24 protein-coding genes are annotated in these 26,043 nt (G+C 66.4%); 10 read left to right on the plus strand and 14 right to left on the minus strand.

Annotated features, from left to right (window positions below):
- Positions 1 to 14 precede the first annotated feature (14 nt).
- Both IM543_21180 and IM543_21185 read right to left on the minus strand, forming a co-directional pair.
- Positions 15 to 365, minus strand: coding sequence for a cytochrome c (locus IM543_21180; GenBank protein QOY93998.1), 351 nt, complete (start codon positions 363 to 365; stop codon positions 15 to 17).
- 10 nt (positions 366 to 375) lie between these two features.
- Entirely contained in the window at positions 376 to 723 is a 348-nt protein-coding gene (locus IM543_21185; GenBank protein QOY93999.1) for a cytochrome c, read from the minus strand.
- Between the two features lie 198 nt (positions 724 to 921).
- Between IM543_21185 and IM543_21190 the strand changes: the two genes are divergently transcribed.
- The 4 genes from IM543_21190 to IM543_21205 all read left to right on the plus strand — a co-directional run bounded on the left by IM543_21190 (position 922) and on the right by IM543_21205 (position 5,495).
- Positions 922 to 1,776 carry a MoxR family ATPase gene (locus IM543_21190; GenBank protein QOY94000.1) on the plus strand — a complete coding sequence of 285 codons (855 nt, stop codon included), beginning with the start codon at positions 922 to 924 and terminating at the stop codon, positions 1,774 to 1,776.
- 45 nt (positions 1,777 to 1,821) lie between these two features.
- Complete coding sequence (locus IM543_21195; GenBank protein QOY94001.1) at positions 1,822 to 2,991, plus strand: VWA domain-containing protein; 1,170 nt, start codon at positions 1,822 to 1,824, stop codon at positions 2,989 to 2,991.
- A 175-nt stretch (positions 2,992 to 3,166) separates the two neighbouring features.
- Positions 3,167 to 4,369 carry a cation:proton antiporter gene (locus IM543_21200; GenBank protein ID QOY94002.1) on the plus strand — a complete coding sequence of 401 codons (1,203 nt, stop codon included), beginning with the start codon at positions 3,167 to 3,169 and terminating at the stop codon, positions 4,367 to 4,369.
- Entirely contained in the window at positions 4,359 to 5,495 is a 1,137-nt protein-coding gene (locus tag IM543_21205; protein QOY94003.1) for a glutamate--cysteine ligase, read from the plus strand. The genes IM543_21200 and IM543_21205 overlap by 11 nt, the downstream gene beginning before the upstream one ends.
- A 118-nt stretch (positions 5,496 to 5,613) precedes the next feature.
- Here IM543_21205 and IM543_21210 read toward each other — a convergent pair whose 3' ends face one another.
- Together IM543_21210 and IM543_21215 are read right to left on the minus strand one after the other, a co-directional pair.
- A complete protein-coding gene (locus IM543_21210; protein QOY94004.1) occupies positions 5,614 to 6,615 on the minus strand; it encodes a type 1 glutamine amidotransferase in 1,002 nt (333 codons plus the stop codon).
- 141 nt (positions 6,616 to 6,756) lie between these two features.
- The gene (locus tag IM543_21215; protein QOY94005.1) at positions 6,757 to 7,638 is read right to left on the minus strand and encodes a response regulator; all 882 of its coding nucleotides are present in this window, start codon (positions 7,636 to 7,638) and stop codon (positions 6,757 to 6,759) included.
- Between the two features lie 306 nt (positions 7,639 to 7,944).
- Between IM543_21215 and IM543_21220 the strand changes: the two genes are divergently transcribed.
- Positions 7,945 to 9,942, plus strand: coding sequence for a type IIA DNA topoisomerase subunit B (locus tag IM543_21220; GenBank protein QOY96797.1), 1,998 nt, complete (start codon positions 7,945 to 7,947; stop codon positions 9,940 to 9,942).
- Between the two features lie 34 nt (positions 9,943 to 9,976).
- Entirely contained in the window at positions 9,977 to 12,304 is a 2,328-nt protein-coding gene (gene parC / locus IM543_21225; GenBank protein ID QOY94006.1) for a DNA topoisomerase IV subunit A, read from the plus strand.
- A 199-nt stretch (positions 12,305 to 12,503) separates the two neighbouring features.
- Here the strand turns inward: parC and IM543_21230 are convergent, their stop codons facing one another.
- A complete protein-coding gene (locus IM543_21230; protein QOY94007.1) occupies positions 12,504 to 13,004 on the minus strand; it encodes a hypothetical protein in 501 nt (166 codons plus the stop codon).
- 145 nt (positions 13,005 to 13,149) lie between these two features.
- The gene (locus IM543_21235) at positions 13,150 to 14,571 is read right to left on the minus strand and encodes a peptidase M64 (protein ID QOY94008.1); all 1,422 of its coding nucleotides are present in this window, start codon (positions 14,569 to 14,571) and stop codon (positions 13,150 to 13,152) included.
- 110 nt (positions 14,572 to 14,681) lie between these two features.
- On the opposite strand from IM543_21235, the gene IM543_21240 reads away from it, so the two are divergent.
- Complete coding sequence (locus tag IM543_21240) at positions 14,682 to 15,008, plus strand: hypothetical protein (protein ID QOY94009.1); 327 nt, start codon at positions 14,682 to 14,684, stop codon at positions 15,006 to 15,008.
- On the opposite strand, the gene IM543_21245 is transcribed toward IM543_21240, so the two are convergent.
- The 3 genes from IM543_21245 to IM543_21255 form a co-directional block, all read right to left on the minus strand.
- Positions 14,983 to 16,290 carry a cyanophycinase gene (locus IM543_21245; protein QOY94010.1) on the minus strand — a complete coding sequence of 436 codons (1,308 nt, stop codon included), beginning with the start codon at positions 16,288 to 16,290 and terminating at the stop codon, positions 14,983 to 14,985. The genes IM543_21240 and IM543_21245 overlap by 26 nt on opposite strands.
- Before the next feature lie 67 nt (positions 16,291 to 16,357).
- On the minus strand, positions 16,358 to 16,795 hold the full coding sequence (locus IM543_21250; protein QOY94011.1) for a GNAT family N-acetyltransferase: 438 nt from the start codon (positions 16,793 to 16,795) through the stop codon (positions 16,358 to 16,360).
- A gap of 97 nt (positions 16,796 to 16,892) precedes the next feature.
- Positions 16,893 to 17,324 (minus strand): hypothetical protein, encoded by a 432-nt coding sequence (locus IM543_21255; GenBank protein QOY96798.1) that lies wholly within the window; start codon positions 17,322 to 17,324, stop codon positions 16,893 to 16,895.
- A 329-nt stretch (positions 17,325 to 17,653) separates the two neighbouring features.
- Here IM543_21255 and argH point away from each other — a divergent pair, with 329 nt between their 5' ends.
- The 3 genes from argH to IM543_21270 all read left to right on the plus strand — a co-directional run bounded on the left by argH (position 17,654) and on the right by IM543_21270 (position 20,239).
- A complete protein-coding gene (gene argH / locus IM543_21260; GenBank protein QOY94012.1) occupies positions 17,654 to 19,051 on the plus strand; it encodes an argininosuccinate lyase in 1,398 nt (465 codons plus the stop codon).
- A gap of 275 nt (positions 19,052 to 19,326) precedes the next feature.
- Positions 19,327 to 19,950, plus strand: coding sequence for an HAD-IA family hydrolase (locus IM543_21265; GenBank protein QOY96799.1), 624 nt, complete (start codon positions 19,327 to 19,329; stop codon positions 19,948 to 19,950).
- Between the two features lie 61 nt (positions 19,951 to 20,011).
- On the plus strand, positions 20,012 to 20,239 hold the full coding sequence (locus tag IM543_21270; protein ID QOY94013.1) for a hypothetical protein: 228 nt from the start codon (positions 20,012 to 20,014) through the stop codon (positions 20,237 to 20,239).
- Positions 20,240 to 20,259: 20 nt separating this feature from the next.
- Here IM543_21270 and IM543_21275 read toward each other — a convergent pair whose 3' ends face one another.
- The 5 genes from IM543_21275 to paaF are packed head-to-tail and all read right to left on the minus strand — an operon-like array spanning position 20,260 to position 26,017.
- A complete protein-coding gene (locus IM543_21275; protein ID QOY94014.1) occupies positions 20,260 to 20,733 on the minus strand; it encodes a cupin domain-containing protein in 474 nt (157 codons plus the stop codon).
- A gap of 55 nt (positions 20,734 to 20,788) precedes the next feature.
- Positions 20,789 to 22,840, minus strand: coding sequence for a phenylacetic acid degradation bifunctional protein PaaZ (gene paaZ / locus IM543_21280; protein QOY94015.1), 2,052 nt, complete (start codon positions 22,838 to 22,840; stop codon positions 20,789 to 20,791).
- A gap of 25 nt (positions 22,841 to 22,865) precedes the next feature.
- Positions 22,866 to 23,465: a phenylacetic acid degradation protein PaaY gene (locus IM543_21285; protein QOY94016.1), complete on the minus strand. Its 600-nt coding sequence runs from the start codon at positions 23,463 to 23,465 to the stop codon at positions 22,866 to 22,868.
- A gap of 2 nt (positions 23,466 to 23,467) precedes the next feature.
- Entirely contained in the window at positions 23,468 to 24,670 is a 1,203-nt protein-coding gene (gene pcaF, locus IM543_21290) for a 3-oxoadipyl-CoA thiolase (GenBank protein QOY94017.1), read from the minus strand.
- Between the two features lie 21 nt (positions 24,671 to 24,691).
- On the minus strand, positions 24,692 to 26,017 hold the full coding sequence (paaF, locus tag IM543_21295; protein QOY94018.1) for a phenylacetate--CoA ligase: 1,326 nt from the start codon (positions 26,015 to 26,017) through the stop codon (positions 24,692 to 24,694).
- Positions 26,018 to 26,043 lie beyond the last annotated feature (26 nt).

Here is a 26,043-nt window from a genome sequence, read left to right on the forward strand (position 1 = left end):
GTCTGTATGAAGCTTTACTTGGTCACGACCAGCTGCGACGGCAGGCTGCCCAGGTAGGCGCCGATGTCCGCCATGTCCTTGTTCGACAGCGGCTGCACCTGGGCGGCCATGATCGGGTTGATGCGGCCGTTCAGGCTGGCGCCGCGCTTGTAGGCATGCAGGGCGTGGGTGAGATAGTCGGGGTGCTGGCCGGCCAGCTTCGGATAGCTGGGGTCGATCGGCTTGTTGAAGTCGGCGCCATGGCAGGACGCGCAGTTGTATTTCTTGACCAGCGCCTCGCCCTTGGCCACGTCGGCGGCGCAGGCAAGGCTGGCGCTGCCCATGCAGAAGGCGCCGGCAAGCAGCGCGGAGAACAGTTTTTTCATTGGCTGGTCCTTAGCGTTTGGCGGTGGCGGGGGTCGCCTGCGCGTAGTAGGCGGCGACGTCGGCGATGTCCTGGTCGCTCAGCGAGGCGGCGATGCCCATCATCGACGGGTTCTTGCGCTCGCCCTTGCGATAGGCCTTCAGCGCGCTTTCGATGTACTTGGCGGACTGGCCGCCGATCATGGGAACGCGGTAGACCTCGGGGAAACCCGACTTGTAGCCCGGGATGCCGTGGCAGCCGATGCACATTTCGATCTTGGCCGGTGCTGCTTTCGGATCGCCGACGACTTCCGCCGCGGTGGCCGAGCTGGCGGTGGCGGCAGACGCTGCCAATACCAGTAGTGCTAAAGATGTTTTCATGGGTGTGGCTCGTTAGTTGTAATTCGAATACCGCAAACGCACAAAAAGTTAGCAAACGGACTACCAACCTGTCGATTCTATCTGAAGAGTTGTCACCAGTCTACAAACGCACGCGGCCGTCCAGGCCGGTCCGGGACGCGGTTCTGACTTATACTCGCCTTCATTTCACTCTCCTCCAGAATGACCATGCCCGCGCCCATGCAAGCTTCCCCCCGCTTCGAAGGCAGCGACAAGTACGTCGCCACCGCCGACCTGAAACTGGCCGTCAACGCCGCCTTGAGGCTCGGCCGCCCGCTGCTGATCAAGGGCGAGCCGGGCACCGGCAAGACCATGCTGGCCGAAGAAGTGGCCGCCGCACTCGACATGCCGCTGCTGCAATGGCACGTGAAGTCGACCACCAAGGCCCAGCAGGGCCTGTACGAGTACGACGCCGTGTCGCGCCTGCGCGACTCGCAACTGGGCGACGAGCGGGTGCGCGACATCCACAACTATATCGTCAAAGGCGTGCTGTGGCAGGCTTTCACGGCGCCGGAACCGGTCGTGCTCCTGATCGACGAGATCGACAAGGCCGACATCGAGTTTCCGAACGACCTGTTGCGCGAACTGGACCGCATGGAGTTCTACGTCTACGAGACCCGCGAGATGGTGGTCGCCAGGCACCGCCCGCTGGTGATCATCACCTCCAACAACGAGAAGGAACTGCCGGACGCCTTCCTGCGCCGCTGCTTCTTCCATTACATCAAATTCCCGGACCGGGAAACCATGGCCGACATCGTCAAGGTCCACTTCCCGACCCTGAAGCAGGACCTGCTGGCCGCCGCGCTGCAGAGCTTCTACGAGCTGCGCGAGGTGGCCGGCATCAAGAAGAAGCCCTCGACCTCGGAATTCCTCGACTGGCTCAAGCTGTTGCTGGCCGAGGACATCCCGGCCGAAGCCCTGCGCAGCCAGGCACGCGGCGCCATCGTGCCGCCGCTGCACGGCGCCCTGCTCAAGAACGAGCAGGACGTGCACCTGTTCGAACGCCTGATCGCCATGTCGAGGATGAACCGATGATCCAGGCGATCCGGGTGCGGCTGGAGCGCCACGCAAGGAACTAGCATGCTGATCGATTTCTTCTACACCCTGCGCGACGCCAAGGTCCCGGTCACGATCAAGGAATTCCTGACCCTGCTGGAAGCCATGCAGCAGGGCGTGACCGCGCCCGCGCTCGACGAGTTCTATTACCTGGCGCGCCTGACCCTGGTGAAGGACGAAGCCCACTTCGACAAGTTCGACCGTGCCTTCGGCGCCTTTTTTCACGGCATCGAGGCGGTGTTCGACGAGAAGGCGGAGATCCCGCTCGACTGGCTGCTCAAGCGTTTCGAGCGCGAGCTCACGCCGGAGCAGAAAGCGGCGCTGGAAAAGCTCGGCTACGACAAGCTGCAGCAGCGCCTGCAGGAACTGCTGAAGGAGCAAAAGGAGCGCCACGAAGGCGGCAGCAAGTGGATCGGCACCGGCGGCACCTCTCCCTTCGGACACGGCGGCACCAACCCGGAAGGCATCCGCATCGGCGGTCAGGGGCGCAACCGCAGCGCGGTCAAGGTGTGGGAGCAGCGCAGCTACCGCGACTACGACGACCAGCGCGAACTGGGCACCCGCAACATCAAGGTCGCGCTGCGCCGCCTGCGCCGCTTCGCGCGCACCGGGGCGGCCGAAGAACTGGCGCTGGACGAGACCATCCGCGCCACCGCCAGCAATGCCGGCTACCTCGACATCCGCATGCAGCCGGAGCGCAAGAACCGCATCAAGGTGGTGATGCTGCTGGACGTGGGCGGCTCGATGGACGACCACATCGAGCGCGTCGAGGAGCTGTTCTCGGCGGCCAAGGGCGAATTCAAGAACATGGAGTTCTACTATTTCCACAACTGCGTCTATGACTACCTGTGGAAGAACAACCGGCGCCGCCACAGCGAACGCTTCCCGACCTGGGATGTGCTGCGCACCTACCCGCCCGACACCCGCCTGCTGTTCGTCGGCGACGCCACCATGAGCCCCTACGAGGTGCTGGCGCCGGGCGGCTCGGTCGAGTACAACAACGAGGAAGCCGGCGCGGCCTGGCTGGCGCGCCTCACCTCGACCTTCCCCAGGTTCGCCTGGCTCAACCCCGAGCCGGAGCACCTGTGGGAATACCGGCAGTCGGTCGCCGTCATCAAGCAGATCATGAACCACCGCATGTTCCCGATCACGCTCGAGGGGCTGGAACGGGCCATGCGGCTGCTCTCCAGATAGGCCGGCGCGCAGGTCAATCGTGCGCGTTGGTCCGTCTTGTAGAATTAGCAAAACGACTACATGTAGGGTGGTCGGCTTCGCCGACCGCGCGTCCAGCTCGCGGACGCGCTGTAGCGACGCATCCTTTGCTTGAACGCGCGGACGGCACAGCCGTCCACCCTACGAGAGGAACCCGATGCCCGACCTGCTGCCCATCCTGACCAGCCTCGCGTGGCCGATCGCGCTCGCCATCGCCTGGCTGGCCGGCGAATTCGGCCAGCGCTGGACCGGCCTGCCGCGCATCAGTTTCTATGGCGTGGTCGGCTTCGTGCTGGCCGGGCCGCAGCTCGGCGTGCTGCCGGCGCCGGACGCCGGTCCGGTGGCGCTGCTGGCCGACGTCGCCTTCGGCCTGATCCTGTTCGAACTGGGCTACCGCATCAACCTGCGCTGGCTGCGCCACAACCCCTGGATCGGCGTGGCCGGACTGGCGGAAAGCCTGCTCACCTTCGTGCTGGTCTACCTGGTCGCCCTCGCCTTCGGCACGTCGCAGCTGATCGCCCTGATGATGGCCGCGCTCTCGATGGGCACCTCGCCGGCCACCATCGTGCGCGTCATCAACGAACAGCGCAGCTCGGGCCAGGTCACCGAGCGCGTGCTGCACCTCACGGCGCAGAACTGCGTGCTCGCGGTATTCGCCTTCAACGCCATCGTCGGGTTCTGGATCTTCCACACCTTCGATGCGGTGGGCGAAGCCCTGTGGCAGAGCCTCGTGATGCTGCTTGGGTCGGCGCTGGTCGGCGCGCTGTTCGGGGTATCGGTCCCGGCCCTGCTGCGCGCCATTCGCAACCCGCGCCAGGACGCCACCGTGGCCTTCGCGCTGGCCATCGTGCTGCTGGTGGCGCTGTGCGACGCCGGCACGCTGTCGCCCTATATCGCAGCGCTGTTCTTCGGCCTGACGGCGCGTCACCGCCGCATCGCGTTCAGCCAGGCGCAGCGCAACTTCGGCACACTGGGCGAGGTACTGACCGTGCTGCTGTTCCTGTACGCCGCCTCGACGCTCGACTGGCGCCAGGTGGCCGGCGGCAGCGCGCTCGCCATCGTCGTGGTGCTGGTGCGTCAGCTGGCCAAGACCGCCGGCGTCACCGCCTTCGCCCACTTGTCCGGCGTCTCGTGGCGCAAGGGCGCGCTCACCGGCCTGGGCCTGGCGCCGCTGTCGGTGTTCGTGATCCTGCTGATCGAGCATGCGCGCCACGCGGGCGTGCACGTGGTCGAGGAACTGCGCGCGATGGCCGCGGTGACCATGCTGCTCGAAGTGTTCGGTCCCGTCATCATCCAGCGCGCCCTGGTCTGGGCGCGCGAATCGTCCACCGACGTCGCGGAGCAGACCCATGCCGCTTGACGCCTTCACCTCCTCGCAGCCGCTCACGTTCGGTGTCGAACTGGAACTGCAGCTGGTCAGCCTGTCGGACTTCGACCTGACCGCGGCCAGCCCCGACCTGATGCACCTGCTCAAGCGCAAGCCCTTCCCCGGCAACGTGACCCCGGAGATCACCGAGAGCATGATCGAGATTAACTCGAGCGTGCACTCGTCGTATGGACCGCTGCTGGCGGAGCTGCGCGAGATCCGCGACACCCTGGTGGCGGCCAGCGACATGCTCAACATCGGCATCGCCGGCGGCGGCACCCATCCGTTCCAGCATTGGTCGGAACAGAAGATATCGAGCAAGCCGCGCTACGAATACCTGTCGCAGCTGTACGGCTACCTGGCCAAGCAGTTCACGGTGTTCGGCCAGCACGTGCACATCGGCTGCGCCAACGGCGACGATGCGCTCTACCTGCTGCACGCGCTGAACCGCTACCTGCCGCATTTCATCGCGCTATCAAGCTCCTCGCCCTTCGTGCAGGGCATTGATTCCGGCTTCGATTCGGCGCGCCTGAATTCGGTGTTCGCCTTCCCGATGAGCGGCCGCGCACCCTTCGTCCTGAACTGGCAGGAGTTCACCGACGTGTACTTCGCCAAGATGGAGCGCACCAACATCATCAAGAGCATGAAGGATTTTTACTGGGACCTGCGACCCAAGCCCGAGTACGGCACCATCGAGCTGCGCGTGTGCGACACGCCGCTCACGGTGGAGCGCGCGGCGGCCCTGGCGGCCTACCTGCAGGCGCTGTGCCGCCACCTGCTCACCCGCGTCGATGCGCCGCCCGTCGAAGACGACTATCTGGTCTACAACTACAACCGCTTCCAGGCCTGCCGCTTCGGCCTGGAAGGCGCGCTCACGCACCCGAAGACCTACGCCAGCGTGCCGATGCGCGAAGACATCCTGGCCACGCTCGAGCAGATGATGCCGCATGCCGAGGCGCTGGGCAGCGTGGAAGCGCTGCAGCACCTGGCGGAGGCGGCGCGCGGCGGCAGCGATGCGGCCGCGCTGCGGCGGGTGTTTGCGCGCGACGGCAGCGTCGAGGGCATGGTCGACGCCGCCATCCGGCACTTCCGCGGCGACCGCCGCACGGGTCTCCGCTAGCGTCTTCAGCCGTGCGCCGCGCGCGCGTCTGGCGGCGCCTGCGCGCGTTCGTGCATGCCGTAGTCGCGCAGCCCCTGCCTCGACTGGAGCGAACGGCGCCACCACCTTAGCGCGCGCCCTACAGCCTGGTTTCGCGCGCGGCGCGCAGGAACTCGTCGAGGACCGGTGTGCAGTCGAGCAGCTCGGTGCCGCCGGCCCGGTGGAATTCCGGATGCCATTGCAGGCCCATGACGAAGTCGGCGCGCTCGTAGCGGATCGCTTCGACGATGCCGTCGGGATCGGAATAGGCTTCGACGCGGATATTGCGCCCCAACTGCTTGACCGCCTGGTGGTGGATCGAGTTGACGATCGGCCGGTCGAGGTGGCCGAACATCTTGCCGAGCGAGGAACCCGGCGGGAAGCGCACCGCGTGCCGGTGCGCGTCGTACAGGTCGTGCACGTGCGCCATTGCCTCGGGCACATTGGTGGCGACGTCCTGGAACAGCGTGCCGCCGAAGGCGACGTTGATCAGCTGGCAGCCGCGGCATACGCCCAGCACCGGCTTGCCGGCATCGACGAATTCGTGCAGCAGTTCGAGCTCGTAGACGTCGCGCGCCCGGTCGCCATTCCACTCGGGCCGGGTCGGCACTTCGGAATAGGTCTGCGGCGCCACGTCCGCCCCGCCCTGCAACACCAGCCCGTCGAGGTGGCGCGCGTAGTGGCGCAGGGTGATGTTACTAGGGTGGAATAGTCCGTTTGTGTTTACGGTAGGAATCATGAACACCAGCACGTCGCGCGACATCACCCACTGGGCAATCGATTCTTCGAGATACTGGAGATTCTTGCTGAGCAAGCCCTTGGCGCCCGGCTCGGGGTGGAAGATGCGCGCCGATACCCCGATATGCAGGGTGCGATTCATGAAATCGCGGCCGAAACGGTCGCGCAGTGCACGCCAGCGCGAGCTCAGCACCCGACCGGCCAGCGCCAGCGGCGTGTCGCCGTCGCGTTGGTACTTGGCATGACCGCGCATGGTCTGACCCTGGGTCGCGCGCCGGTCCGGCACCCGCGTCGGGGTCTCAGCAAGCTTATCAACCGGCGGACCGGGCATTTCTTCGGATGGTATAGGTTCGCATTCCGCCATAGGTATCAATATAGCCCTTGACACGGCCGCGCACGATTTAAAGTTGTTACAAAAAACCACGGAGGGCAGCGCATCCGCGCAACAGGCCCAGCTTGCGCGATTTTCATTTTCGGTTAATACTGTATGCAATTACAGTGGTTTTCACCCCGGCAGCGACAGCAGTTTCTGGAAGGTGGTCAGCAGATGACGGTCCGCGATCGGCTTGTCGAGCAGTCCACGCACGCCCGCATCGCGGGCGCGCAGGCTGTCGTACTTGAACGATTGCCCAACAAGAAGCAGCACGGCGGTACGACCTGCCCCTTCCTGTGACTTGATGGCGCTGCTCAGGCTGTAAGGTTCGATGCCGGGCGCGCAAGTGTTGATCATGACCAGCGACACCGGGGTCTCGTCGCACAGGCGCACCGCGGCGCGGCTGCTGTCGGTCCATTCGACCGGCCGGCTGGCCGAGCCCGGCGTCGCCGGCGTCGCACCGGGTGGATTGCCGAGGGTGTTGCCGATAGTATTGGCAAAGACGCGCGCCACATGGTCGCGGAAGGCGCCGCCCTTGTCGATGATGAGCACGGCGCCGTCGGGCGGTCCATGGCGCAGGCGGGCATAATAGGCCGGCGCCTCGGTATCGGGCGCCAGCCTCGGCCTTCGTCGGCGCTCGGGCAGGCAACGCTGGCCGCGGGCTGCCAGGGTCGCCAGTGTCTGCACGCGGCTGTCGAGCAGTTCCGCCAAGACCTCGTACAGGCTGGCAGGGTCGACGGGACGCGGCAAGCTGCGGCGGCTGCTGGCGCCATCGCCGCCGATCAGCAGGATGGGTTGCGGCGCGCCGGGCGGCAGGCAAGACAGCCGCGCCAGCGCCGCCGGATTGCCGCCGTCGGCGATATACAGGTCCGGTTCTTGCAAACTGTCGTCGTGCAGGCAAAAATACGACGGCCCCGGCGACGGGGCTTGCGCCAGCAGACGCTCCAGCTGGGCGCATTCAGCCGGCGCGAACCCGACCAGGCGGAGGGTGAATGGATATCTGGGTGCGTGCATCGCTTTTCCAGCCTTTCCTTGGGGCAGCTCAAAAAAACCTGCTGCGCTTGCACCGGCGGTAGAGGGGCACATGGCCCTGCGATGCGCGCCGTACGGCTGGTACAGCTGCGCTTCTCGACCACCATTGCCGCCGCTCGCGACGGTTTTTCGATTTGCCCTTGGCATCTTCCGGGCCACATCGTTTTAATCTAGCACAAGGGTGCAGACTAACAAGCACGTTTGGCATCTCGCTTGTCACGTAAAAAGGCCAAATTTTTCCGCCTGACAAGATAGAATGCGCAAGCATTGAACACCACACACATCAGCATGGCTTCCAAGAAACCCGCATCTGACTACAGCGAATCATCCATCCGCGTCCTGAAAGGACTCGAGCCCGTCAAACAGCGCCCGGGCATGTACACCCGGACCGAGAACCCGCTGCACATCATCCAGGAAGTGATCGACAACGCCTCGGACGAGGCGCTGGGCGGACACTGCAAGAACATCGCCGTGACCCTCAATACGGACGGCTCGGTCACGGTCGAAGACGACGGCCGCGGCATCCCGGTTGGACTGCATCCGGAAGAAAACGTGCCGACCGTCGAGATCGTCTTCACCCGCCTGCACGCGGGCGGCAAGTTCGACAAGGGCTCGGGCGGCGCCTATGCCTTCTCGGGCGGCCTGCACGGCGTCGGCGTGTCGGTCACCAACGCGCTGTCGACGCGCCTGGAGATCACCGTCTGGCGCAAGGACGACAACGGCAACGGCGTGCACGACCTGGCCTTCGAGAACGGCGACCTGGTCGAGCCCCTGAGCTCGCGCCCGGCGGACCGTGGCGGCAAGAAGAACGGCACCCGCGTCACCGCGCGTCCCGATCCCAAGTACTTCGACTCCCCGACCATCCCCCTGGGCGACATGCAGCGCCTGCTGCGCTCGAAGGCGGTGCTGCTGCCGGGCGTGACCGTCACCCTCACCAACGCCAAGACCGGCGACGTCCAGACCTGGCGCTACGACGAAGGCCTGCGCGGCTACCTGACCGAAGCCCTGGCGCAAAGCGCCAACGGCCAGACCCTGATCCCGCTGTTCGAGGGCGCGCAGTACGCGGCAAGCGGCGACGAGGGCTTCGCCGAGGGCGAAGGCGCGGCCTGGGTGGTGGCCTGGACCGAAGAAGGCAGCGTGGTGCGCGAATCCTACGTCAACCTGATCCCGACCGTCAGCGGCGGCACCCACGAGTCCGGCCTGCGCGACGGCCTGTTCGGCGCCGTGAAGGGCTTCGTCGAGATGCACTCGCTGCTGCCGAAAGGCGTCAAGCTGCTGCCCGAGGACGTGTTCGCACGCGTCTCCTTCGTGCTGTCGGCCAAAGTACTGGACCCGCAGTTCCAGGGCCAGACCAAGGAACGCCTGAATTCGCGCGACGCGGTCAAGCTGGTCTCCACCTTCACCAAGCCGCCGCTCGAACTGTGGCTGAACCAGCACGTCGAGTACGGCAAGAAACTGGCCGAACTGGTCATCAAGCAGGCCCAGTCGCGCCTGCGTTCGCTGCAGAAGGTCGAGAAGAAGAAGTCCTCGGGCGTGGCCGTGTTGCCGGGCAAGCTGACCGATTGCGAATCGACCGACATCACCCGCAACGAGCTGTTCCTGGTCGAGGGCGACTCGGCGGGCGGCTCGGCCAAGATGGGCCGCGACAAGGAATTCCAGGCCATCCTGCCGCTGCGCGGCAAGGTGCTGAACTCCTGGGAGACCGAGCGCGACCGCCTGTTCGCGAACAACGAGATCCACGACATCGCGGTGGCGATCGGGGTCGATCCGCACGGCGCGGACGACAACCCGGACCTGACCGGCCTGCGCTACGGCAAGATCTGCATCCTGTCGGACGCCGACGTGGACGGCTCGCACATCCAGGTGCTGCTGCTCACTTTGTTCTTCAAGCACTTCCCTGCCCTGTTCCGCAACGGCCACATCTGCGTCGCCCGTCCGCCGCTGTACCGCGTCGACGTGCCGGCGCGCGGCAAGAAGCCGCTGCAGAAGCTGTACGCGCTGGACGACGGCGAACTGCTGGCCATCGAGGACAAGCTCACCAAGGAAGGCCTGAAGGAAGGCGTGTGGAGCATCTCGCGCTTCAAGGGCCTGGGCGAGATGAACGCGGAGCAGTTGTGGGAAACCACCATGAACCCGGACACCCGGCGCCTGCTGCCGGTCGCCTTCGGCGAATACAACCTGGCCGAATCGGCATCGCGCTTCAACATGCTGATGGGCAAAGGCGAAGCCGCCGCCCGTCGCGCGTGGCTGGAAGAACACGGCAACGAGACCGAGGCAGACATCTGACCTCGCCCCGTGCGCTGAACAGAACGACACGATCATGACGACACAAGCAAGCCTCTTCGAACAACAACAAGCGCCTTCGGACGATGCCGAAACGCTCACCCTTTCCACCTTCGCCGAGCGCGCCTACCTCGACTACGCCGTCTCGGTGGTCAAGGGCCGCGCCCTGCCGGACGTCTCGGACGGCCAGAAGCCGGTCCAGCGCCGCATCCTGTTCTCGATGCACGAACTGGGCCTGGGCCACACCGCCAAGCCGCGCAAGTCGGCCACCGTGGTCGGCGACGTGCTGGGTAAGCTGCACCCGCACGGCGACCAGTCGGTGTACGACGCGCTGGTGCGCATGGCGCAGGACTTCTCGCTGCGCTACCCGCTGATCGACGGCCAGGGCAACTTCGGCTCGCGCGACGGCGACGGCGCCGCGGCGATGCGCTACACCGAGGCGCGCCTGACGCCGGTATCGCGCCTGCTGCTCGACGAACTCGACATGGGCACGGTGGACTTCCAGCCGAACTACGACGGTTCCAGCAACGAGCCGCGCCAACTGCCGGCGCGCCTGCCGATGGTGCTGCTCAACGGCGCCTCCGGCATCGCGGTCGGCATGGCCACCGAGATCCCCTCGCACAACCTGCGCGAAGTGGCGACGGCGGCGGTTGCGCTGATCCGCAACCCGAAGATGACCCACGCCGAGCTGATGACCCTGATCACCGGCCCGGACTTCCCGGGCGGCGGCCAGATCATCACCCCGGCCTCGAACATCGCCGACATGTACGCCACCGGGCGCGGCTCGATGAAGGTGCGCGCGCGCTGGAAGATCGAGGAACTGGCGCGCGGCCAGTGGCAGGCGGTGGTCACCGAACTGCCGCCGGGCTGCTCGGCCCAGCGCGTGCTGGAAGAAATCGAGGAACTGACCAACCCGAAGATCAAGGCCGGCAAGAAGACCCTGCTGCCGGAACAGCTGGCGCTGAAGCAGACCATCCTCGGCGCGCTCGACACCGTGCGCGACGAATCCGGCCGCGAGGCGGCGGTGCGCATCGTGTTCGAGCCGAAGTCGAAGAACCAGGACCAGAACGAGTTCATGCTGATGCTGCTCGCGCATACCTCGCTCGAGACCTCCAGCCCGATGAACCTGGTGATGATCGGCGGCGACGGCCGCCCTCGCCAGAAAGGCCTGCTGGAGATCCTGCAGGAGTGGATCGACTTCCGCTTCACCACCATCCGCCGCCGCACCGAGTTCAAGCTGGGCAAGGTCAACGACCGCATCCACATCCTGGAAGGCCGCGAGACCGTCCTGCTGAACATCGACGAAGTGATCGCGATCATCCGCAATGCGGACGAGCCGAAGGCGGCCCTGATCGAACGCTTCAGGCTGTCGGAGCGCCAGGCCGAGGACATCCTCGAGATCCGCCTGCGCCAGCTGGCGCGCCTGGAAGCGATCAAGATCCAGCAGGAGCTGCTCGAGCTGCGCAGCGAGAAGGAAAAGCTGGAAGACATCCTCGAGAACCCGTCCAGCATGAAGCGCCTGGTCATCCGCGAGATCGAGCAGGACGCCAAGCAGTATGGCGACGAGCGCCGCACCCTGATCGAGGAAGCCGAGCGCGCCGTGGCCGAGCAGAAGGTCATCGACGAGCCGGTGACCGTGATCGTGTCCGAAAAAGGCTGGGTGCGCGCGCGTACCGGCATCGGCCACGACCCGGCCCAGTTCACCTTCAAGGCCGGCGATTCGCTGCACCAGGCCTTCGAGTGCCGCACGGTCGATTCGCTGATCGGCATCGGCAGCAACGGCAAGACCTTCTCGGTGCCGGTGGTCGCGCTGCCGGGCGCGCGCGGCGACGGGGTGCCGATCACGACCCTGGTCGACCTGTCGGGCGGCGTTCGCATCCTGCACTACTTCGCCGGCAGCCCGGACACGCGCCTGCTGCTGGCCTCGTCGAACGGCTTCGGCTTCATCGCCAAGGCCGGCGACATGATCAGCCGCCTCAAGGGCGGCAAGTCCTTCATTACGCTCGACGAAGGCGCGGTGCCGCTGGCGCCGCGGATCGTGGTCGATACCGCCGGCGCGATCGCCTGCCTGTCCGAGAAGGGCCGGGTGCTGGTATTCGGCATCGACGAGATGAAGGTGCTGACCAATGGCGGCCGCGGCGTGACGCTGATGGAGCTGGAGCCGAAGGAAAGCCTGCTGGCCGTCCAGCCGATCAACCAGAAGGGCGTGAACGTGATCGGCACCTGGGCCGGCTCCAAGCCGCGCACGGTGGAGCTGTTCGCGTCCGGCCTGGAACCGCACTTCGGCAAGCGCGCGCGCAAGGGCAAGCCGCTGTCGGCAAAGCTCAAGGCAATGGATTTGGCGATGCGATCGACCGAGGCTTGAACAAGCTGATTACGTCACCAAGAACGCCGGCTCGACGCCGGCGTTCTTTATTCGTAGGGTGGCCGGCTTTGCCGGCCGCGCGTTCGACCAGAAGATGCGCGCCACAATGCATCCGGCCTTGAACGCGCGGTCGACCGAGCCGACCATCCTACAAAAAACGCCGGCTTGAACGCCGGCGTTTCCGTTACAGCACGACAGCTCAGTGCTTCGCCGCCGCCTTGTGCACGTCGGCCATGGCTTCAGCACGCACCTGCTCGGTCTTGGCCGCGGCCGTCGCCTTGTCGGCGGCCGCGTCGACCTGGGTCTTGAGCAGCTTCTCGTCGGCCTTGATCATCTTCTTGTCGGCCTTCAGATTGGCGTCGGCGATCTTTTCCTCGGCCTTGGCGATGGCCTTGGCGCGGTCTTCCGGATCGGCCTTGGCGATTTTCTCGGCCGCCTCGGCATGGGCTTCGACCGCGTCGGCGTGGGCTTCGGCCTTCTTCTCGTTGGCCTTGGACACCGCCTTGCTGACGCGTTCGTCGACCTTGGCCGCGGTCTTCACTTCCTTGGCTTCGGCCTTGGCGATATCTTTCTCGGCCGCGGCTTCGGCCTTGACGACGGCCTTGGTGGCAGCCGGCGTGGGCATGGTCTGGGCGTTGGCGGCGGCGGCCAGCAGGCCGGCGCTCATGGTGGCGATCAGGGTGGCGATCAGTTTGCTCATGGTGTTTCCTTTCCGGTGAGTGGTCGCGCAGATCGGCTTGTCTGCGCCTTGTTGTATGTCTGACTACAGTTCCAGAATACGGATTCCCCACGCACCGGGTCTGTTAGCCAACCCACTTAGACCCCGGGCACTTTGTAAGCAAACTTTACTGCCGAGCTTTCCCCGCATACAGGTCGATGATGTCGGTGATGCCGTCCTGGCACACCGGGCAGAAGGCCTCGCTTCGGTCGAACATCAGGCACTGCATCGTCGGCCGGTAGTAGCCGCGCGCTTCGTAGTTCGCGCCCTCGAAGGCGCCGACCGCGCCGCGGTATGGCTGGCCGGCGAACAGCGCCTGCGTGGCCTTCAGGTCTTCGCGAAACAGCGCATTCATCTCCGACTCCGGGCGATCGGCCGCGCGCAGCGCCGTGCGCTTTTTCTGGTAGGCCCGCGAGGCCGCCTCGTAGTCGGCCTTCGGCCACGGCGTCGGCAGCGGGGTGCCGGCCTTGACGTGGCGCTGCCACTTGATGTTGGCCGGGTCGCGCAGCGCGGTGACGTTCGGCTCCCAGGGTTCCATGCGGGTGCCGGCGGCGGCATAGGCCACCGGCGAAGTGTAGTACTCGTCGGCCAGCCCCGCGAAGTGATGCCCGAATTCGTGCACGAACAGGTAGTTGGCCCAGGCGTTGCCGGCCGCCGCGGTGCTGAACTGGCCGAAGATGCCGCCGCCGCCGTAGGTCTCGTTGTTGACCAGGATCTCGATGAACTCGTAGGGCGCGTGCTGGGCGATGTCGCGCAGGGCGCGGTTGTCGAGCGTGAGCACGTAGCGCTCGCTGCCGAAGATGTCGTAGCGGGTGCCCAGGGCCGATGCATGGTGCACGCCCGTGGATGGGCGGCTGATGCCGGACTGCGGGGTCGGCACGGCCAGCGCCCACACATTGAAGTCCCGCGCGCGCTCGCGGAAGGGCGAGACCGTGAACAGGTGCTGGCTCAAGCGGCGCGCGTCGGCCTCGAACTTCTGCAGTTCCGTACCCGTGTAGCCGTCGCCCAGGATCAGGAGGTCGACCTTGTCGGGCGATGGACCGCTGACGTGGATCGGGATCGGCTTGGCTGGCGCCGGCGGCTGCTTCCTGACCACCTCCGGCGCGTTGGCGTCGATCTCGACGCTCCAGGCCAGCGAGAATGCGTTGCGTTCGTCGCGCTTGAGGATGCGCACGCGCACCGGGCGCTCGGGGCTGGGAAAGCGTACCGATTCCTGGAAGCTGCGGCTGATCTTGCCCGCCTCCTCGGTCGTGCGCCACTCGCCGAAGATGGTCGAGAAGTCGCGCGAATACAGCAGCTCGCCGGTCCTGGCATCGACCACCTCGACCCGGTTCTGGCCGCGGTTGCTGTCGTCGAAGTTGCGTGCGGTGTTGCCGGGCCAGGGCAGCGGCTCGATGACGATGCGCTCGAGGGCATAGTGGTCGCTCAAGGCATTGCCGCTGTGGGTGTAGTCGACGCGGACGGTGGCCGGCTGGGCGGCGCAGGCACTGCCGGCGGCAAGTGCCAGTACCAGTGCGGCGGCAAGCATGCGGGAGGCGAAACGGGTCATGGTCGGTCCTCGTACGGGAAGACCTGCCATTGTAATGCGGCGCCATGGCCCTGCTCGAAAAGCCGGATAATGCAAGCTGCCCGTGACAGCAACAAGCAAAGGAATGTCCAATGAGCGTCGACAATCCGCGCGTGGTCGACTTCATCGCCGTCGACCACGAGGCGAACGCGATCGTGCTGACGATCGCCGATCATCTCCCATGGGAGGCGGACGCCGGCCACTTCGCGGCGCTCCAGGAAAAACTCAACGTCTACCTGGCGTTCATCGAGAGCGGCGAGCTGCTGGCAGCGTATCCGGAAGCGGCGGGAAGGAAGGTACGCATCGCGCTGATGCACCGCGCGCCGCTGACGGTCGGTGCGCTGCGCTTGCTCGAGAGCGCACGCGCGATCATCACCGAAGCCGGTTTCGACCTCACCTGGCAGCATCTACCCGGCTAGTCGCCGCGCCCGCGCCCGCACCCGCACCCGCCACGGTATCGCGCTGCCGGTACTGGTACAGCGGCCGCTGCACCACGATCGGCCGGATGTCGAGCCGCACGTTGTAGACCGAGTACTGCTCGGTGATCGAGGACAGGTAGCCGACGCTGTCGCGGGTGCGCGTGAGCTTGAACTCGAAGCCGAGGTCGGGCTGCGCGCTGTCCGGGCTGTCGAGCGACAGGCCAATGGCCTCCGGCTGGTCGCTGTCGATCAGCTTGGCCATCAGGTCCACCACCGTGCTGTTGCCGAGGATGTCGGCCGAGAATATCGGATAACGGTAATAGGGCTCGGCCGGGTCGACCAGGTTGCCGATCCTGTCGGCCGAGGGCGTGAAGGCGTGCGTGACGAGGTGGAAGCGGTCGCCGTTGTCCAGGTAGCTCAGGCGTACGTTGCTGACGCTCAGTGGCCCTCCCTTCGGGCCGTCCTGCGGCGCCGCCTTCGCCAGGTCGACCAGCAGGGCGCCGCGGTAGCCGAGCACTTCGACCTCGCGATTCGGCCCCACCACCATGGCCGTGTTCTCGTCGATGCCCAGGCCCAGCTTGTAGCCCTTCTTGAGCATGGCCGGCACCATGCGCGCAAAGCGGCCGCGCACCAGCAGGTGCTGGTCGATGAAGACGTCGTCGCCGATGAAACCCAGGCCCGGCGCGACTTCCGTGTCGTCGTCGAGGCCGAGCTTGAGCGTGGCCAGCACCGGTTTGGGATGCCCGAACATGGTGCTGCTCATGATGGCGGCGCCGGCGCTGGTGCCGGCGATGACGCCGCCGCGCCGGTACATGTCCCACAAGGCGTCGAGCATGCGCGTATTGCTGCCGTCGGCGCGGCGCAGCGCGCGCGTGATGCGGTTCTGGTCGCCGCCGGAGAAGAAGGCGCCGCCGGCCGAGCGGACCATGGCGGCCAGTGCCGGATCGTCGGCGGCCGCGCGATAATCGGTGCCGCTCAGCCGCTCGGCGACCGGCACGAAAAAGGCTTTCGCCCCGTACTGCTCGAAACGCTCGACGTAGAATTTGCCCGATCGCTCGGGATGGATGGATGCGGAGGCGAATACGGCGATGCGCGCGCCCTTGCCGCCCGCCAGCTGGACCATGCGCTCCCACACGGGGGCATTATCGGCGCGCAAGGCGCCGCCAATGATGACGAGCGCGCCCTTGGGCTGCGGCGCGTCGGCCGCCGCAAGCACCTGCCCGCCCAGCACAGCAAGGGCAAGCAGGGCACGGACGGCAAGCTGGACGACGGCGCGGAACATACGACTTCCTCTCGTTTCAGACTATCGTAAGCCTGATTCGAGAAGCGCGTCGCCGTGTTGAGTATGCTCAGGACAAATATATGTTCGGAAAGTAACGCTCCATGACCGTCTCGGGACGCTGGGGCGCGGTGAAACCGAAGCGCTCGTACAGGCTGTGCGAATCGGTGGTGTGGAGCGTGAAGCGGCGCAGCTTCTGCAGGCTGGGATGGCGCAGCACCACGCCGATCAGCTGCTTGCCGTAGCCGCGGCCGCGGTATTCCGGCACCACGAACACGTCCACCAGGTTGGCGAAGGTGGCGTAGTCGGTGACCACGCGCGCGAACGCGATCTGGCGCCCGTCGAGGTAGCCGCCGAAGCACAGCGAATTCTCGATGGCGCGCTCGACGATGGGGCGCGCGATGCCGACGGCCCAGGTGGACTGTTCGCTCAGGAAGCGGTGGATCATCGGGAGGTCCAACCGCGACTGGTCGGTACTGACCTGGAAGCTTGAATCGTTGGTAATCATGGAAGCGGTGAATCTGGCTTAAAAACCAATTCTAGCGCCGTTTCTGGATGCCTAAGTTTCAATTGAACGGCGCGCGCGGGCATCGTTTGCCTACTGCTCAGCCATTGCGCAGGTAGCGCTCCGGCAGCTGCAGCTTGGCGTCTTCGGCGCGCCAGACCAGGCTCAGCACGTACCAGCGCTTGCCGTCGTGGATCAACTGGATACTGTTGATGCCGCGCATGAAGGGCTGGGCCTCGTCCCTGGCGTGACGCGCTTCATAGGTGCTGAAGACGTGGGCGATCTGGCCGAAGATCTCGGTGGTGCGCGCCTTTTCGGATTCGAAGAAGCCCGTGGTGGCGAAGGCCTTGGAATTGCGGGCAATATAGTCGTCCGGCGACATGGCGCGGAAGACAAAGCTGCTATCCGGGCGCATGCCGACCGCGCCCATCCGGCCTTCGGGCGCGAACAGCGAACGCATGCGGTCCCAATCGCGTGGCGCGCCGGCCGGCCCCGAGATGACGTCGTAGAGCGCGGCGATGATGGCGTCGATCGAGGCGACGTCGGCGGCGCGGGCGGCGGGCGTACCGGCAGCGGGCGTACCGGCGGCGAGCGTACCGGCGGCGGCCGGTGCCGCCGGTGCGGCCACCGCGGTGGGCGTGGCCGGCGCGGCCTGCTGCGCCAGCGCCGCCGGCGCGCCCAGTGCCAGTGCCAGTGCCGATGCCCGCCTAAGCTGGGTCAATGCTTGCATGTCTCCCCCTTATTGTTGTCATTGTTTGAATAATTGCGCACATCATTGCGCATTTCCGCGCGCTTGTCATCCACCCCGGATGGGGTTCTTCAGGACAGTTATAATCTTCGGATACCAACAGGGATCCCACCATGAACGAACAATTTTCCAAGAAAGCCGAAGCCTGGTCGGCGCGCTTCTCCGAACCGGTGTCCGACCTCGTCAAGCGCTACACCGCCTCGGTGTTCTTCGACAAGCGCCTGGCGCCCTTCGACATCCAGGGTTCGCTGGCCCACGCCGAGATGCTGGCCGCACAGGGCATCATCAGCGCCCAGGACCGCGCCGACATCGAACGCGGCATGGCCCAGATCAAGAGCGAGATCGAGGCCGGCAGCTTCGAATGGCTGCTCGACCTGGAAGACGTGCACCTGAACATCGAAAAACGCCTGACCGAACTGGTGGGCGACGCCGGCAAGCGCCTGCACACGGGCCGTTCGCGCAACGACCAGGTGGCCACCGACATCCGCCTGTACGTGCGCGCCGCCATCGACGACATCCTGGGCCTGCTCGCCGGCCTGCGCGGCGCGCTGACCGATCTCGCCGAGCGCCACTTCGACACCATCATGCCGGGCTTTACCCACCTGCAGGTGGCGCAACCGATCACCTTCGGCCACCACATGCTGGCCTATGTCGAGATGTTCGGCCGCGATGCCGAGCGCATGCAGGATGCGCGCCGCCGCGTCAACCGCCTGCCGCTGGGCGCCGCCGCCCTGGCCGGCACCACCTTCCCGATCGACCGCCTGCGCGTGGCCAGGACCCTGGGCTTCGAGGACGTGTGCCACAACTCGCTGGACGCCGTCTCGGACCGCGATTTCGCGATCGAATTCACGGCAGCGGCCTCCTTGATCATGATGCATGTCTCGCGTTTCTCGGAAGAATTGGTCATGTGGATGAGCCCGCGCATCGGCTTCATCGACATCGCCGACCGTTTCTGCACCGGTTCGTCGATCATGCCGCAGAAGAAAAACCCGGATGTGCCGGAACTGGCGCGCGGCAAGACCGGCCGCGTCTATGGTCACCTGAACGGCCTGCTGACCCTGATGAAAGGCCAGCCGCTGGCCTACAACAAGGACAACCAGGAAGACAAGGAGCCGCTGTTCGACACGGTCGACACGGTCGTCGACACCTTGCGCATCTTCGCCGACATGGCGGGCGGCATCACGGTCAAGGCCGAGAACATGCGCGCCGCCGCGCTGCAGGGCTACGCCACCGCCACCGACCTGGCCGACTACCTGGTCAAGAAGGGCCTGCCCTTCCGCGACGCCCACGAAGCCGTGGCGCACGCGGTGCGCGCCTGCGACAGCGCCAGGTGCGACCTGTCGGAGATGTCGCTGGAACAGCTGCGCGAATTCTCGCCGCTGATCGAACAGGACGTGTTTGCGGTGCTCACGCTCGAAGGCTCGGTGGCGGCGCGCGACCACGTGGGCGGCACCGCGCCGAACCAGGTGCGCAAGGCGATCGAGCGGGTGCGCAAGCAACTCGCGGAGTGATGCCGTGGGGGGCGTGTGCCCCCCCGTTGTTCGTAGGGTGGACGGCTTCGCCGTCCGCGCGTTCAACCAGCGGGAGAATGGACGATGCGCGTCATGTCATCGTGTATTCGAAGGCGCGGGCGTGTATCGTTCCGCGCCCTGCCGGACTGGCGGGCGAGAGCCTCGCGCCGATTGCGCTATGCTGCACGATCATCATCGACGACGAGCCTGCAATCGTGACACCCACCAATCCCAAAGTCCTGCCCTCGCGGGAATACGCCGCCTTCCTGTTCGACATGGATGGCACCATCCTGACCTCGATCAAGTCCGCCGAGCGGGTCTGGACCGCCTGGGCGCTGCGCCATGGGCTCGACCCGGTCAGCTTCGTGCCGACCATCCATGGCAAGCGCACCGAGGACAGCATCCGCAATCTCGGCCTGCCCGGCGTCGATCCGGTGGCCGAGGCGCTGGGCATCGCGCTGGCCGAGATCGAGGACGTGGCCGACATCGAAGAGATTGCCGGTGTGGGCCGCTTCCTGGCCAGCCTGCCGCTCGAGCGCTGGGCCATCGTCACCTCGGCCTCGCGCGCCCTGGCCACGGCACGCATCGCCGCCGCCGGCCTGCCGCTGCCGCCGCTGCTGATCTCGGCCGAAGACGTGAAGCACGGCAAGCCGGCGCCCGATCCCTTCCTGCTGGGCGCGCAGAAGCTGGGCGTGGCGCCGCAGGATTGCCTGGTGTTCGAAGACACGCCGATCGGCCTGGCCGCGGCGGAAAGCGCCGGCATGGACAGCATTGTGGTCACCGCGACGCACACGCATCCGGTCGAGACGCGCTCGGCCCCGGTGCCGGACTACGCCGATTTGATTGCCGTGCGGACGGAAAGTGGATGGCTGAAGGTGCAGCGCAAGATCGGCCACTGATCTTGTACCGAGGCGGACGCACCCCACATCGATGGTATCGAAGAACTCCATGGAGCTGCGCATGCACCGCTATCGCAACATGAGCGGCGACTCCGGCGTGGTCGCCTACGACATCGGCCAGGACGCGATCACCATCGAGTTCAGGGGCGGCGAGCGCTATCTGTACACCGAGCGCAGCGCCGGGGCAGAAAACATTGCCAGGATGCAGGAACTGGCCCGCGAAGGCCGCGGGCTATCGACCTTCGTCAGCCAGCACATCCGCGCGCGCTACGCCAGGAAACTCCGCTGAGCGCAACCGGGCTGAATCGATCAGCCGGGCGGCGACTTGGGCGGATACGGGCTGCCATCCTTGTGCGAATAGGTCCCGGTGGCGCCGTCGTAGTGCAGGTCGATGTCGGGATAGGTCGCCGTATCTTCCTTGATGCGCGAACCCACGCACACGAACACGCCCTGCCCCCAGCTGCGGTTGACCAGGTGGTGCCCGTTTGGCTTTCCTGCCGGGAAGGCCGCGCAGTCGCCTGCGCGCATCAGGGTCTCGCCCTCGTCGGTGACCAGCACCAGTTCGCCCGAGACAACCATGACGAATTCGTCCTCGTGCGAGTGCCAGTGACGCTGCGAGGACGCCGCGCCGGGCTGGAGCTCGACCAGGTTGACGCCGAACTGGCTCAGGCCGCCGGCGTCGCCCAGTGCCTGCCTGGTGCGTCCATCCACCAGTTCGGCGAAGGGCTCGGGGTAGCCGGTGCCTTTCAGTACGGGAATGCTGCTCAGGTCCAGTCTCGACATGCGATGCTCTCCATGGTTGGTTCCGCAGGCGGCAACGCCGCCCGCGGGCCGGCAATCAGCCGCGCTTTTGTACCAGCGTCAGGATATCGTAACTCGCCACCAGTTCGTCGTGTTGATTCGTTACCTGCACGTCCCAGGCCACCACGCCCTGGCCGCGGCCCTGCTCGTCGACACGGTTGCGGTCGACCTTGCGCTTGCAGGTGAGGCGTGCGCGGATGGTGTCGCCGATCGCCACCGGGGCCACGAAGCGCAGGTTGTCCAGGCCGTAGTTGGCCAGCACCGGGCCCGGCGCCGGCGACACGAACAGGCCCGCCGCCGCCGACAGCACGAAGTAGCCGTGCGCGATGCGCTTGCCGAACTGGGTGTCCTTGGCCGCGATCTCGTCGAAGTGCATGTAGAAGTAGTCGCCCGAGACGCCGCCGAAATTGACGATGTCGGCTTCGCTCACGGTGCGGCGGTGGGTCAGCAGCGAGTGGCCCACTTCCAGGTCTTCGAACCAGCGGCGGAAGGGGTGCACTTCCGTTTCCTTGACCGCGCCGCCGCGCACGTACTCGCCCGTCACGGCAGTCAGCATGGTGGGCGAGCCCTGCACCGCGGCGCGCTGCAGGAAGTGTTTCACGGCGCGGATGCCGCCCAGCTCCTCGCCGCCGCCGGCGCGGCCCGGGCCGCCGTGCTTCAGTTGCGGCAGCGGCGAGCCGTGGCCGGTGGAATCCACCGCCGATTCGCGCTCGAGAATGTGCACCCGGCCGTGCGAGGCAGCGGCGACCGGCACCGCATGGGCGGCAATCGCCGGGTCCCTGGTCACCAGCGTCGTCACCAGGCTGCCCTTGCCGCGCGCGGCCAAATGCAGGGCTTCGTCGATGTCGCGGTAGGTCATCATCGTGCTGACCGGGCCGAAGGCTTCGATGTCGTGCACGGCGTCGTTGACCATCGCATTCCGGCACAGCAGCAGGGTCGGCGCGAAGAAGGCGCCGCTAGCTGCGCCCTCGCCCACCGGGCTGAAACCGTCGCGGGCGCTGAACAACACTTCATTACCGCGCGCCAGCATCTCGACGCGTTCCGACACGTCGCGGTGCTGGTCCATCGAGGCCAGCGCCCCCATGCGCACGCCCTCGACCTTCGGGTTGCCGACCGTGATCCTGGTCAGGCGCTCGCGCAGGCGCGCGCCCACGGCATCGGCATGCTGCTCGGGCACGATGACGCGGCGGATCGCGGTGCACTTCTGGCCCGCCTTGCCGGTCATCTCGCGCGCGACTTCCTTCACGAACAGGTCGAATTCGGGGTCGTCGGGCGTCACGTCCGGCGCCAGGATGGCGCAGTTCAGCGAGTCGGCTTCGGCGGTGAACGGCACCGATTCGCGGATCAGGTTCGGGTTGGCCTTCAGCTTGGCGGCGGTGTCGGCCGAGCCGGTGAAGGTGACCGCGTCGAAGCCGCCCAGGCGATCGAGCAGGTCGCCGGTGGAACCGATGACCAGCTGCAGCGCGCCTTCCGGCAGCAGCTTCGATTCCATCATCATCTTGACGGTGGCCTGGGTCAGGTAGCTGGTGGCGGTGGCCGGCTTGACGATGCAGGGCATCGCGGCCAGGAAGCTCGGCGCGAATTTTTCCAGCATGCCCCAGATCGGGAAGTTGAAGGCGTTGATGTGCACGGCAAGGCCGCCGCGCGGCACCAGGATGTGGGTGCCGGCGAAGCCGCCGCGCTTGCCCAGGGCGATCGCCGGACCTTCGTGCAGCACGTTCGAGGACGGCAGCTCGCGGCCGCCCATGCTGGCGTAGGCGAACAGGGTGCCGATGCCGCCTTCGACGTCGACCCAGCTGTCCGGGCGGGTGGCGCCGGTGAGATGCGAGATCTCGTACAGTTCTTCCTTGCGCTCCATCATGTACATGGCCAGGGCCTTCAGGCGCTGGGCGCGCTGCTGGAAGTCGAGCGCCATCAGGGCCGGGATGCCGGTCTTGCGGCCATAGGTGACGGCTTCGTCGAAGTCGATCTTCTCGGCGTGGGTGTGATAGATGAGTTCGTTGTTCAGCGCGCTGTGCAGCGGCGTGTGTGCTTCAGTCCCATGCCAGCGGCCGGCGATCAGGCTTTGCAGGGTTGCGATGTTGCCCATCTTGTTCGTCTCCGTTCTTGTCTCTTCAGGTTTTCGGTTTGTGCATGCCGCTGGGGTCGAATTCGATGCCCTTGCGGTTCGGCTCGACCTCGCTCAGCGCCTCGACCTCGCGCATGCCCTGCAGCGAGCGCACGTTCAGCTCGTGGTACTGGCGCGTGCCGAAGCTCTTCCACCGCACGTCGTCATCGGTGAGTTCACGCATGATTTTCGCGGGCGTGCCCATCACCATGCTGCGCGGCGGGATGATCATCCCGGCCTTCACGAAGCTCATGGCGGCGACGATCGATTCTTCGCCGACCACCGCCTTGTCCATCACCACCGCATTCATGCCCACCATCGCGTTGCGCTTGATGCGGCAGCCGTGCAGCACCGCGCCGTGGCCGATGTGGCCGTCGACCTCGACCACGGTGTCCTCGCCGGCGAAGCCGTGCATCACGCAGGTATCCTGCAGGTTGGCGCCCTCTTCCAGCACCAGTCGGCCGAAGTCGCCGCGCATCGAGGCCAGCGGGCCGATGTAGCAGCGCGGGCCGACGATCACGTCGCCGATCAGGACCGCGCTCGGATGCACGTAGGCACTCGGATGCACCACCGGCCGCACGCCGTCGATCTCGTACACCTTGACCATGCCTACACCCGCTCGACGATCAGGGCGATGCCCTGGCCGACGCCGATGCACATGGTGCACAGCGCGTAGCGGCCGCCCGTGCGGTGCAGCTGGTTGACGGCCGTGGTCACCAGGCGGGCGCCCGAGGCGCCCAGCGGATGGCCGAGCGCGATCGCGCCGCCGTTCGGGTTCACATGGGCCGCGTCGTCGGGCAGGCCCAGATCGCGCATCACGGCCAGGCCCTGGGCAGCGAAGGCTTCGTTCAGTTCGATGACGTCCATCTGGTCGAGCCGCAGGCCGGTCTGCTTCAAGAGCTTCTTCACGGCCGGCGACGGGCCGAAGCCCATGATGCGCGGCGCCAGGCCCGCGGTGGCCATGCCGACCACGCGCGCGCGCGGAACCAGGCCGTTGCGCGCGGCCATCGTCTCCGAGGCCAGCAACAAGGCGCAGGCGCCGTCGTTCAGGCTCGATGCGTTGCCGGCGCTGACCGTGCCCTCGGGCTTGACCACGCCCTTCAGTTTCGCCAGTGCTTCCATGCTGGTCTCGCGCGGCTGCTCGTCGGTGTCGAACACGCGCGACTCGCCCTTCTTGCCATGGATCGTGACCGGCACGATCTCGTCCTTGAAGAAGCCATCAAGCTGCGCGCGCGCCCAGCGCTGCTGGCTGCGCAGGGCAAAGGCGTCCTGGTCGGCGCGATCGATGTTGAACTCCATCGCGACGTTCTCGGCGGTTTCGGGCATCGAGTCGATGCCGTACTTTGCTTTCATCAGCGGATTGACGAAGCGCCAGCCGAGGGTGGTGTCTTCGATCTTCGCCGCGCGCGAGAAGGCGCTGTCGGCCTTGGCCATCACGAAGGGAGCGCGGGTCATGCTCTCGACGCCGCCGGCGATGATCAGGTGTGCTTCGCCGGCGCGGATGGCGCGGGCGGCGGTGCCGACCGCGTCCATGCCCGAGCCGCACAGGCGGTTGATGGTGTTGGCCGGCACCTCGGGCGGCAGGCCCGCCAGCAACGCGGCCATGCGGCCGACGTTGCGGTTGTCTTCGCCGGCCTGGTTGGCGCAGCCGTAGAACAGGTCGTCCACTGCGCCCCAGTCCACGTCCTTGTTGCGCGCGATGAGCGCGGCGATGGGCAGCGCGCCCAGGTCGTCGGCGCGCACGCTCGACAGCGAGCCGCCGTAGCGGCCGAAGGGGGTGCGGATGGCGTCGCAGATGAATGCGTCAGTCATGGTGTCTCCTCGATGTTCTATTCAATTCTTGGGGCGCCGGTCGACCACCCGACGGGCCTTGCCGGTCAGGGTGCGCTCGATGCCGCCTGGCGGGGCGAGCGTCACGCGCGTGCTCACGCCCACAATGGTCTTGATGCGGTGCTGGAGTTCGCGGCACAGCAGTTCCACGTCGTCCTGCGACAGGGCGCCGTCACGTAGTTCGCCCAGCACTTCCAGCGTGTCGAGGTGGCCGCTTCGTTCCACCACCAGCTGGTACTGCGGCGCAAGCGCCGGCATCTTCAATATCAGTTCCTCGATCTGGCTCGGGAACACGTTCACGCCGCGGATGATCAGCATGTCGTCCGAGCGGCCGGTGATGCGGCTAATCCTGCGCATCGAACGCGAAGTCGGCGGCAGCAGGCGGGTCAGGTCGCGCGTGCGGTAGCGGATGATCGGCAGCGCTTCCTTGGTGAGCGAGGTGAACACCAGTTCGCCCTCCGCGCCGTCCGGCAGCACTTCGCCGGTATCGGGGTCGATGATCTCGGGGTAGAAATGGTCTTCCCAGATGGTCGGGCCGTCCTTGCTCTCGATGCACTCGCTGGCCACGCCCGGCCCCATCACTTCCGACAGGCCGTAGATGTCGACCGCGTCGATGCCGGCGCGCGCTTCGATCTCGCGGCGCATGGCGTCGGTCCAGGGCTCGGCCCCGAAGATGCCGACCTTGAGCGATGACGTGGCCGGGTCGATTCCCTGGCGCGCGAACTCCTCGACGATGTTCAGCATGTACGAGGGCGTGACCATGATGATCGAGGGCTTGAAATCCTGGATCAGCTGCACCTGCTTCTCGGTCTGCCCGCCGGACATCGGGATCACCGTGCAGCCGAGCCGTTCGGCGCCATAGTGCGCGCCCAGGCCGCCGGTGAACAGGCCGTAGCCGTAGGAGATGTGCACCATGTCGCCGGCTCGTCCGCCGGCGGCGCGGATCGAGCGCGCCACCACGCCGGCCCAGGTGTCGATGTCCTTCTGGGTATAGCCGACCACGGTGGCCTTGCCGGTGGTGCCGCTCGAGGCGTGGATGCGCACCACCTGCTCGCGCGGCACCGCGAACAGGCCGAAGGGGTAGTTGTCGCGCAGGGTCTTCTTGTCGGTGAAGGGGAACTTCGCCAGGTCGGCCAGCGACTTCAGGTCATCGGGGTGCACGCCGGCGGCGTCGAAGGCGGCGCGGTAGTGCGGCACGTTCTCGTAGGCGTGGCGCAGCGACCACTTCAGGCGCTCCAGCTGCAGGGCCTGCAGCTCGTCGCGGCTGGCGCGTTCGATCGGTTCCAGCTCTTCCGGTGCCGGAGCCTTGGAAAATGCGCGTTGTACCATCTCGACCTCCTCGTCGTCTTGCACGA

Source organism: Massilia sp. UMI-21 (assembly GCA_015277795.1).
Lineage (GTDB): Bacteria > Pseudomonadota > Gammaproteobacteria > Burkholderiales > Burkholderiaceae_D > Telluria.